The sequence below is a fragment of the Geobacillus sp. genome (genome assembly GCF_017515625.1).
Taxonomy (GTDB): domain Bacteria; phylum Bacillota; class Bacilli; order Bacillales; family Anoxybacillaceae; genus Geobacillus; species Geobacillus stearothermophilus.
Genome location: NZ_JAFWFM010000226.1, coordinates 1 through 6,329, shown reverse-complemented (window position 1 = coordinate 6,329; position 6,329 = coordinate 1). Strand labels below are relative to the sequence as shown.

Here is a 6,329-nt window from a genome sequence, read left to right as displayed (position 1 = left end):
CTGCCAAGAAAACTGGATCAATCAACAAAATATTGCACTCGGGGTTCTTCACCTAATAGGTGAACATTCGAAATGGAGTCGAAGTCTCGACACGATTGGGTTTCCCAGCATTTTTGATACACTTCTGTCACGGATTCAGGTCTCTCTAACCATGGAAATTATTGTAATGAAAAATGCTCATCTACAGTACGTAAACAAAATCAATCCGGGGCGAAAATAGCGGAACTCCTCAGCCAGCGGCTCTTTCACTTTCAACACCATCTCCGCCGTCCAAGCATCTTCCGCGTTCGGCACAATCACTGCCCCTGCTTTTTCATACTCGGAATCGGAAAACCCCGACCCAGCGCCGGCTTCCGTCTCCACATACACGTCATGCCCCGCTTTGACGAGCGTCATCACGCCTGCCGGAGTGATGGCGACGCGGTTTTCATTGTTTTTGATTTCTTTTGGAATGCCGATCTTCATTACATTTCCTCCTTTTTCCTTCCCGCTTCTTCCTTTTATTGTGCTCCGTTTCGCGCAAAAGCAAACGAAAAAGGAGGAGGCGCTGGTCTCAACGGAAAAGGTGGCGGTAAATGACGTTCGCTCCGCCGGTGACGTCAATGACGGCGCCGGTGATGAAATCCGAGTCGTCCTCGCATAAAAACGCGATCACGCGGGCGATATCTTCACCAGTCCCCGGGCGTCCGACCGGCGTTTCCGCATCCCTTCTCGCGCGGGCGTCGGCGATCCCCGCCTCTTTCATGGCGCCGACAATATTGCCTGGGCACACCATATTGGCGGTAATGCCATATTCCGCCTCTTCCAGGGCGATCGTTTTCGTCAGCGATACAAGCCCGACTTTCGCCGCGCCGAACGCCGAACGGTGCACCCAGCCCGGGGCATCCGCCGCTCCTTGAAATCCGTACGTAATGATGCGGCCAAACCGTTGTTTTCGCATAATCGGGATCGTCCGCCTCACTAAATGGAAGACCGAGCTCAAATTGCCTTCAATCATTTCGTACCATTCGTCTTCCGTATAATCGGCCAGCTTTTTCCGCTCAAAAATGTACGGCCCTGCATTGTTGATGAGGCAGTCAATGCGGCCAAACCGCTCCATGGCGGCGTCCACAAGCGCCGCTAAATCGTTTTTGTCCGTCACATCTCCCTGCACAAACTGGAGGCGGTCAGCGGCGCCGCGGTACTTCTCGGCAAGCGAGCGCACCGCCTGTTCATCGCTCCGGTAGTTCACCGTCACCGAGTAGCCTTTATCAAGCAGCAGCTCGGTCACTTTTCTCCCCAATCCTTTCGCTCCGGCCGTAATCAAGGCGTGCCGCACCCTTCTCCCTCCTCGTCGCGATTTGCTGTCTCATTTTTACTTTACTACAAACCAGAGCGAATACAAAAAAATAACCATAACGCGCAGGCGCTATGGCTATTCGCCGACTTCGCGGCGCGGGTCGTAATACGATTCATCCTCGTCAACAATGCCGCTTTCATACGACTCGGTAATTTGCTCGGTGATCGTCCGCACTTCCTCCTCATCGTACTGCCAGTCGTTATACCGCTTTTCCATTGCTCTTCCTCCCCTGTTCACAAAATCTCAATATATGGCCTAGTTTCTCGTCAAAGGGCGATGGGTATACCATATATAGAGATAGCATTTTTAACCAAAGGGAGGGGAGAACATGACCATGACCTACCAAACGATCGTCGTCGCCGTCGATGGCTCGAAGGAAGCGGAATGGGCGTTCAAAAAAGCGGTTCAAATCGCCAAGCGAAACGGGGCGAAACTCATTTTGACCCACATCATCGACTTGCGCGGCTTTACGACCGTTGAAGCGCACGATTACGCCCTCGCCGAACGGTCGGAGCAATATGCGAACGAACTTCTGGAACGGTATAAAAACGAAGCCGTCGCCGCTGGACTCGACGATGTGGACACCGCGGTCGAATTCGGCTCGCCGAAAGTGAAAATCGCCAAAGACGTCGCTCCGAAATACAAAGCCGACCTCATCATTTGCGGGGCGACCGGGTTGAACGCGGTCGAGCGGTTTCTGATTGGCAGTGTCTCGGAAAACATCGTCCGCCATGCGAAATGCGATGTGCTTGTGGTCAGGACACCGAAAGAATAGCCTTCCGCGCCCAACGAATGCATCCATTCTCTGTGCCGCCGGCAAATGCCAAAAAGAACACCCCGCCGTTACGGGGTGTTTAGCTTTTCTTTCGCTTTTTCAAGCGCCGCCCGCACTTCGGCAAAACCGGTGCCGCCGGCGCTGTTGCGGCGGTTGACGGCCGTGCGCGGGTTCAAGGCGTCATAAATGTCTGCGTCAAAGAGCGGCGACGCCTCCTTATACACGTCAAGCGGCAAGTCGGCCAAAAAGACGCCTTTCTCAATGCAAAGCAGCACGAGCTTGCCGACGACCTCATGCGCCTCGCGGAACGGCATGCCTTTTGCCGCCAAGTAATCGGCAAGCTCGGTCGCGTTGGAAAAGTCCTGATTCGTCGCCCGCTCCATGACGTCTGTGCGCACGTTCATCGTTTCAATCATGCCGGTGAAAATTTTCAGCGACCCGACGACCGTCTTTACTGTATCAAACATGCCTTCTTTATCTTCTTGCATGTCCTTGTTGTAGGCGAGCGGCAGCCCTTTCATCACCGTGAGAAGCGCCATCAAATGGCCGTACACGCGGCCGGTTTTGCCACGGATGAGCTCGGCCATGTCCGGGTTTTTCTTTTGCGGCATGATGCTGCTGCCGGTCGCAAACGCATCATCAAGCTCAATGAACTGAAACTCTTGGCTCGACCAAAGGATGAGCTCTTCAGCGAGCCGCGACAAGTGCATCATGAGCATCGAGCTGTTGCTTAAAAACTCGATGATGAAATCGCGGTCGCTCACCGCATCCAAGCTGTTTTCGTAAAGATCGGCAAAACCCAACAGCTCCGCCGTCCGCCGCCGGTCGATCGGAAACGTCGTTCCGGCGAGCGCCCCGGTGCCGAGCGGCGAGCGGTTAATCCGTTTCAGCGACTCAGAAAAACGTTCATAGTCCCGCTCGAGCATCCAAAAATACGCAAGCAAATGATGGGCAAACGAAATCGGCTGCGCCCGCTGCAAATGCGTATACCCGGGCATGATCGTGTCGACATGTTTGTCGGCTTGAGCGACAAGCGCCCGCTGCAGCCCGCGGATGAGACTGAGAATCTCTTCAACGCGCTTGCGCAAGTATAAATGCATATCGGTCGCCACTTGGTCGTTCCGGCTCCGTCCGGTGTGCAACTTGCCGCCGACCGGGCCGATGTCGTCGATCAACATTTTTTCAATGTTTAAATGAATGTCTTCATACGCGACGGAAAACTCGAGTTCCCCCCGCTTCGCTTTTTCGAGCAGCCGCAGGAGTCCGCTCTTGATCTTCTCGACATCTTCCGCCGGCAAAATGCCGCACTCGCCAAGCATTGTCACATGGGCAAGGCTGCCTTCAATGTCTTCTTCCACCAGCTCCTGGTCGAACGGGATCGACGCGCCAAACTCGTCGACCCATTCTTCCGCTGTTTTCGTAAACCGTCCGCCCCAAAGTTTTTTCACGAATCTCGCCGCAGAGGAATGCGACTTCCTCCTTCCTTTTCCTTATTGGCCGGCCGATACCGACGCTTTGTGTTGCTTGTTGACGATGCTGTTGACTTTCGTCGGCAGACCGTACAGCGAGATGAACCCGACCGCCGCTTGATGGTCAAACTCGTCTTCCGACGTGTACGTCGCCAGCTTTTCATCATAAAGCGAGAACGGCGATTTGCGCCCTTCGACGATCGCATGGCCTTTAAACAGCTTCACGCGCACGACGCCGGTGACGTTTTTCTGCGTTTCTTTCAAAAACGCGACAAGCGCGTCTTTGAGCGGCGAAAACCACAGGCCGTTGTAAATGACTTCGGCGATTTTTTGCTCGATGATCGGTTTGAAATGGGCGACTTCTCTCACCAATGTCAAGTCTTCGAGCTCTTTATGCGCTTTGATGAGCGTGATCGCCCCCGGGCATTCGTACACTTCGCGCGACTTAATGCCGACAAGGCGGTTTTCGACGTGGTCGATGCGGCCGACGCCGTGCTTGCCGGCTAACGCGTTCAGCTCCAAAATCAATTGCGCGAGCGGATACGCCTTGCCGTTTAACGTCACCGGAACGCCTTGTTCAAAGCCGATCTCGATGACATCCGGCACATCCGGCGCGTTCTCAAGCGAAGCCGTCAGCTCATACGCCTCTTCCGGCGGAGCCGCCCACGGGTCTTCCAAAATGCCGCACTCGTTGCTGCGGCCCCACAAGTTTTGGTCGATCGAAAACGGGCTGTCCAGGTCGACCGGAATCGGAATGCCGTGCTGTTTCGCGTATTCGATTTCTTCCTCGCGCGACCAGCTCCACTCGCGCACCGGGGCGATGACGTCCAAGTCCGGATTGAGCGCGTTGATCGACACTTCAAAGCGCACTTGGTCGTTCCCTTTCCCCGTGCAGCCGTGGGCGACCGCCACCGCGCCTTCGAGCTCGGCGATTTCAACGAGTTTTTTCGCGATGAGCGGACGCGACAGCGCCGAGACGAGCGGATATTTCCCTTCATACAGGGCGTTCGCCTGCAGAGCGATGAGCGCATACTCGTTCGCAAACTCGTCTTTGACGTCGATGACGTACGATTTGATCGCGCCGACTTTGAGCGCTTTTTCTTTCACGAAATCAAGGTCTTTTCCTTCCCCAAGGTCCAAGCAGCACGCGATCACATCATACCCGCGCTCCTGAAGCCATTTGATCGCCACCGATGTATCTAAACCGCCCGAGTAGGCCAACACCAATTTTGGATTTGCCATGGTCGTTCTCCTCTCCCGTCACATAAATATACTTAAATATAAATAAATATTCAAATCGAACACATTATCACTTTATCAGCTTTCCCGTGATTTTTCAATACTTATTCAATAAAAAGAATAAAAATTCCTCACCGATATGCGGAAATGTTTCGTATAATAGAAAAAAAGGAGGCGGCAAGAATGAACGGCATCTTCATCGACGACAAGCGGCTCGGCATCCGCGTGCCGCATCTGGACAAGCCTTGGGAGGACTACAGCCCAAACGAACAAGAGGCGATTTTACTGGAATGGGAAACAATCCGCGGCTTGATCCCCGACCGCATCGCAGAACTGGAGCGGGAAATCAACGAAAAACAAGACGCGCTCGGCCAAGAAGCGGATTTTGCGCGCTCGTGCCAGCTCAATGCTAACATCGCCGAACTCGCTTCGATCGTGAATGATTTATGGATTTGGTATCGGATCAGTCCCCATGTTTCCTTTGAAAAGGAAGCGGCGGTAAAACGCAAAATACGCTGACGAAACCGGCCGTCTCTTTTTTCTACGGCCATGTCGCCCCCGCCGCCCTTGCCGCGGCTTTCGCGACCACCTCCCAAAAGGCTCGGGACACCCTTTCTTAACTATGACGTAGGCGTAAAACAATCTTGAAGAAACGATGTGTTGTGTTTTGTTTAAGAAAAAACAACCTTTTAGGTCAGTCCCCCCATTTCCGCTCATCCTCTCCTTTCGTCAAAGCGTCTTTCGCTGCTTCTCCCTATCCTTCCGAATCTCTCTCACCACATGCCTCAACTCCGGCAAAATGAGCTTCGTCATCGCGAGGCGCACAGCGCCGGTGGAGCCGGGAGTGCAAAAGACGGCGGTGTCCATCGCCACTCCGGCGACGGCGCGCGACAGCATGGCGGCCGGGCCGATGTCTTCGGTGTAGCTTAGGAAGCGGAACAGCTCGCCAAAGCCGACGAGTTCTTTCTCAAGCAGCGCTTTCACCGTTTCGATCGTCACGTCGCGCTTGGCGATGCCGGTGCCGCCGTTCGTGAGCACCGCATCGACATCGGCGTGGCAGCAGCCGTCAAGCACTGCTTCGCGAATGGCGTCCGCTTCGTCTTTGACGATCTCATAGCCGACGACCTCATGCCCGGCTTCCGTGAGCAGCTCGATCATCAACCGGCCGCTTCGGTCGGTTTCCTCCGTTCTCGTGTCGCTGACGGTGATGACTTTGCAGCGGACGGTTTTGGGAGCTTCTTGTTTATGGGCAGCTGTGCTCATTCCCTCATCTCCTTTTGTCATTGTGTTGTTAGCTATAGTATAGCAAAAATTACCCAACTCTTGCCGGCTGCTTCTCGCTGGCGAAACGAAAGGAAAAGACCCCATCGTGAAATCAATGTCTTCCGCCTACACTCCACAAGACAACCAATCGGCTGTCCCGAAGGCGCGCCTGGCCGTTTTCGGACGGCCGTCTTTTTTGTACACTTTCGGACAAAACTATTTGTTATATAATAGACAGAATTAT

General features: G+C 54.0%; 7 protein-coding genes and 1 pseudogene. 2 read left to right on the top strand and 6 right to left on the bottom strand.

The window, feature by feature from the left end; genetic code table 11:
• Positions 1 to 186: 186 nt before the first annotated feature.
• The 3 genes and pseudogenes from IKE44_RS13260 to IKE44_RS13250 form a co-directional block, all read right to left on the bottom strand.
• A pseudogene (locus tag IKE44_RS13260) lies at positions 187 to 465 on the bottom strand (alanine dehydrogenase); the annotation flags it as partial.
• Between the two features lie 88 nt (positions 466 to 553).
• A complete protein-coding gene (locus tag IKE44_RS13255) occupies positions 554 to 1,318 on the bottom strand; it encodes an SDR family oxidoreductase (RefSeq protein ID WP_013144502.1) in 765 nt (254 codons plus the stop codon).
• 96 nt (positions 1,319 to 1,414) lie between these two features.
• Positions 1,415 to 1,555 (bottom strand): hypothetical protein, encoded by a 141-nt coding sequence (locus tag IKE44_RS13250; RefSeq protein ID WP_011232228.1) that lies wholly within the window; start codon positions 1,553 to 1,555, stop codon positions 1,415 to 1,417.
• 112 nt (positions 1,556 to 1,667) lie between these two features.
• On the opposite strand from IKE44_RS13250, the gene IKE44_RS13245 reads away from it, so the two are divergent.
• Entirely contained in the window at positions 1,668 to 2,114 is a 447-nt protein-coding gene (locus tag IKE44_RS13245) for a universal stress protein (protein ID WP_033014467.1), read from the top strand.
• Between the two features lie 68 nt (positions 2,115 to 2,182).
• Here the strand turns inward: IKE44_RS13245 and argH are convergent, their stop codons facing one another.
• Both argH and IKE44_RS13235 read right to left on the bottom strand, forming a co-directional pair.
• Complete coding sequence (gene argH, locus IKE44_RS13240) at positions 2,183 to 3,562, bottom strand: argininosuccinate lyase (protein WP_053532822.1); 1,380 nt, start codon at positions 3,560 to 3,562, stop codon at positions 2,183 to 2,185.
• 42 nt (positions 3,563 to 3,604) lie between these two features.
• Entirely contained in the window at positions 3,605 to 4,825 is a 1,221-nt protein-coding gene (locus IKE44_RS13235; RefSeq protein WP_033008582.1) for an argininosuccinate synthase, read from the bottom strand.
• 180 nt (positions 4,826 to 5,005) lie between these two features.
• Between IKE44_RS13235 and IKE44_RS13230 the strand changes: the two genes are divergently transcribed.
• Complete coding sequence (locus tag IKE44_RS13230; protein ID WP_049625007.1) at positions 5,006 to 5,341, top strand: hypothetical protein; 336 nt, start codon at positions 5,006 to 5,008, stop codon at positions 5,339 to 5,341.
• Between the two features lie 210 nt (positions 5,342 to 5,551).
• On the opposite strand, the gene IKE44_RS13225 is transcribed toward IKE44_RS13230, so the two are convergent.
• Positions 5,552 to 6,085, bottom strand: coding sequence for a MogA/MoaB family molybdenum cofactor biosynthesis protein (locus IKE44_RS13225; RefSeq protein ID WP_033014471.1), 534 nt, complete (start codon positions 6,083 to 6,085; stop codon positions 5,552 to 5,554).
• Between the last annotated feature and the right edge of the window lie 244 nt (positions 6,086 to 6,329).